We start from the raw sequence: 3226 nt of genomic DNA, 5'->3' as shown, positions 1-3226 counted from the left end.
GGCGCCTTAGCAGAGGCTTGAGCCGTGTGCTGGGAAACTCGCATGCACGGTTCTTAGGGGGTTGGACGTAGGTAACTGCGTCTGACTACCCGACAATCAGATGCGTCCCTGGGCGTTGGGACGCAAGAACTGGCTGTTTGCAGGTTCGCTGCGCAGTGGTCAGCGAGCGGCAAACATCATGACTTTAATCCAGTCAGCAAAGCTGAATGGCTTGGATCCGTATGCCTATTTAAGTGATGTGCTGAAAAGGTTACCGACACACAAAGTGACCCAAATTGAAGAATTGCTGCCGCACTGCTGGAAACCTAAATCGAATTAAAAAATAGGTATGGGATTCAGCGGACGCTTACGATGATGAATCAAGTCTGCTGGATATTTTGACTAAAGACAGGAGAAGAGGTGTTGGTTTAGTACAACCTTCTATGATGCAGGAATTTGCTTTAGGTATTAGCGGTAAAGTCATACGAGTTTATCAAGATATTTTTCATAATGAAGATAGAGAAATCAAGAAGAGCTTAAAAACATTAGGCGCCATACTTGAATCATATGAAATGCCAGAATTGGCAAATGCTTTAAAAAATTAATTTTAAGAGAGTTAAAAAAAGATGTTTCAGATACAGCAAGATATACAGACAAATATTCCAGAAATTGAAATTTTATCTCAAAAATATGGACTATCTGTTGAACAATTATATAAGCTAAAACCACATGTTGACAATTTTAAAGTTCGAGTCCCACTTATTGGTGCATTCAGTGCGGGTAAATCTTCTTTAGTTAATGCTTTGGTTGAGAAAAAACTACTGTGTGTTGAAATAGATCCTGCAAGCAATTTGGCGACTGAGATCAGTTTTGCGGAAGAAGAAAGTATAAAAGGTTATAAAGCAAATCAGTTTGTTAAAAATTTGACAGCGCAAGAATTAAAACAGCAAGAGTTTTCAGACTTGATGCCAGATGGGCATATTGAAGTACAGCTTAATCAACCATTTTTAGCATTGCTTCCGCATTTATGTTTAGCAGACTTGCCAGGTTTGGATTCAAAATCTGATGCACATATGCAGGCGATTCATCATTATCTAGGCCGCAGTTTAGCTTATGTGATCACGGTGAGTAGTGAAGAAGGCACCTTAAAGGACAGTATCAAAAAATTTCTGCAGGAATTAGCACTTCATAAAGCACCTGTTGTTGTGGTCATTACTAAAAGTGATAAAAAAACACCGGATGAAATAGAGGCGATTAAACAGCAAATCAGTGAGCAAGTGCATTCGCTATTGCCAGAAAATAATTATCTGGATGTTGTATCTGTATCTTCGAAGAAGAAAGATATCGCTGAAGCTGTTGAAGCATTCCAAAAATTAGAGAACTTAAGTGAAATGCGATTTAAGGAGACGGTTGTACCCCAGTTCAATCGAATCATTGATGATATCGCATCACATTTGACTATTCTATTGAACCAAGAAGATTTGGATACAGATGAATTGAAAGAAAAACAACAACAACTAATTGATGAGACAGAAAGTTTTAAGAAAAAACTGTCTATTGAATATCAAAAGATGAAAGAGCAGGTTCCTTCAGTTTTAACTAATGTAGTTGATCATATTCGAAATCGTCTTTTAGGTGAGACGGATCAATATGCGACAGCCCTAATAGGTCAGAATAATATTGAGAGTGATTTAAGTTACAGTGTAAGAATGGCTTTAACTGAAGGTATGGATCGCTACTTTAAACCTTTGGTTGATAAATATATTCATCGTATAGAAACAGATTTACCTAGCCTTATCGTTAATCAAAACTTTCATTTTGAGCAAGAGAATACTGGTAGTGCTGTATTTGATCTTGGACTGACTGGCATTACAGGGATACTAACCTTTGTATTAAAGCGTTTTCCTTTAGCAGCTATGATCCTGCCAGTGGTTACATCTATATTTAAAGCATTTATGTCAGACCATAATCGTGAACAACAAAGAGCAGAGCAAAAAGAAGCTGCACGTGATCACGTGCGAGGAAAAATTATTCCTCAAGTGGTTGAACAAGTGCAAATCAATTTAGGCTCTATTTTGCAAGAACAGCTTCACACTGTTAATCAGCAGGTAGAAGATGAGATCAATCATAAAGTCACACAAGCTCAACACTCGATTTCTATGTTAGAAGAGCAACTTAAGAAAAATACTGAAGAAAGAGCGGTGCTACATGCAACATATCAAAATGATTTAATCATCATTCAAAATATGCAGCAATAATTAGAAATTTAAGGAATAAACATGAATAAGCATGTAGAAATCACTCAAATGTATGAAGATTTGAAGCAATATTTTAATAATAACCTAGGGTTTCTGAAAAAAGGGAATGTTTTAGCTCATGATCAAATAGGTTTAGATTTTATCCATGAAATGGAGAATTTCTATAAGTTTTGTATGTTACCTGAACTTGCCGATAAGGTTATTGTTGGGATTGGTGGTGCATTTAGTGCAGGAAAATCTAGTTTTTTAAATGGAATCCTTGGTCAAAAAGTTTTAAGCGTAGAAATTGATCCAACGACATCTATTCCTACTTATTTGATACACGGTGAACAACAAAAAATTAAGGCAGTGCTTAAAGACTCTCAGCAGTTGGATTTGAGTTTGGAACAATTTAAAAACTTAACGCATCATGCTCAGCAAGAGTTACATGAATTGGCTGAAAATATAGATTTAATCCTTTTAAATCAGCCTGAACAGCAATGGGGTAATTTAGCTTTTTTAGATACCCCAGGTTACAGTAATCATGAAGATATTGAGCAAGGACTGTGTGATGCGCATATTGCTAAAGTTCAGCTCAATGATGCACAGTGTTTAATTTGGTTGGTTTCAGCCGATCAAGGTGTTATTTCTCAGAGCGATATTGAGTTTTTAAAAACAATTCGTTCAGATATTCCTAAATTAATTGTGATTAGCAGGGCAGATAAAAAATCACCTGATGATTTAACTGAAATAGGCTTTGTTGCACAAACCTATCTGTAAAGGCTTTTTCAGCGATATAATTTTCAAATGAAGAAGCCTACACACAAAATCTACCGCACAACCAATTGGCCCGCATATAACCGAGCACTCATGAGTCGCGGAAATATTGCCATTTGGTTTGATCCTGCTACGCAATGGTATGCTCCATCAAAAGGCAAACAAGGGCGAAATCAAACCTACTCCGACGCAGCCATCCAATGCTGCTTAATGATTAAATCCTTATTCCGTCT

At 36.9% G+C, this 3226-nt stretch carries 4 protein-coding genes and 1 pseudogene; all 5 read left to right on the top strand.

Annotated features, from left to right (window positions below; translation table 11 throughout):
• Positions 1-91: 91 nt before the first annotated feature.
• A pseudogene (locus tag ACNPNW_RS05695) lies at positions 92-319 on the top strand (transposase domain-containing protein); the annotation flags it as partial.
• A gap of 58 nt (positions 320-377) precedes the next feature.
• The gene (locus ACNPNW_RS05690; protein ID WP_448766693.1) at positions 378-584 is read left to right on the top strand and encodes a hypothetical protein; all 207 of its coding nucleotides are present in this window, start codon (positions 378-380) and stop codon (positions 582-584) included.
• A 21-nt stretch (positions 585-605) separates the two neighbouring features.
• Positions 606-2237 (top strand): dynamin family protein, encoded by a 1632-nt coding sequence (locus ACNPNW_RS05685; RefSeq protein WP_313035949.1) that lies wholly within the window; start codon positions 606-608, stop codon positions 2235-2237.
• Positions 2238-2258: 21 nt separating this feature from the next.
• A complete protein-coding gene (locus ACNPNW_RS05680) occupies positions 2259-2996 on the top strand; it encodes a dynamin family protein (protein ID WP_448766692.1) in 738 nt (245 codons plus the stop codon).
• Positions 2997-3023: 27 nt separating this feature from the next.
• The coding region (locus tag ACNPNW_RS05675; RefSeq protein WP_171252086.1) for a transposase at positions 3024-3226 on the top strand (203 nt) is incomplete at its 3' end.

It is taken from the genome of Acinetobacter endophylla, assembly GCF_053543775.1.
Note: the sequence above shows the minus strand (reverse complement) of the source record. Positions and strands in the feature narration are given on the sequence as shown.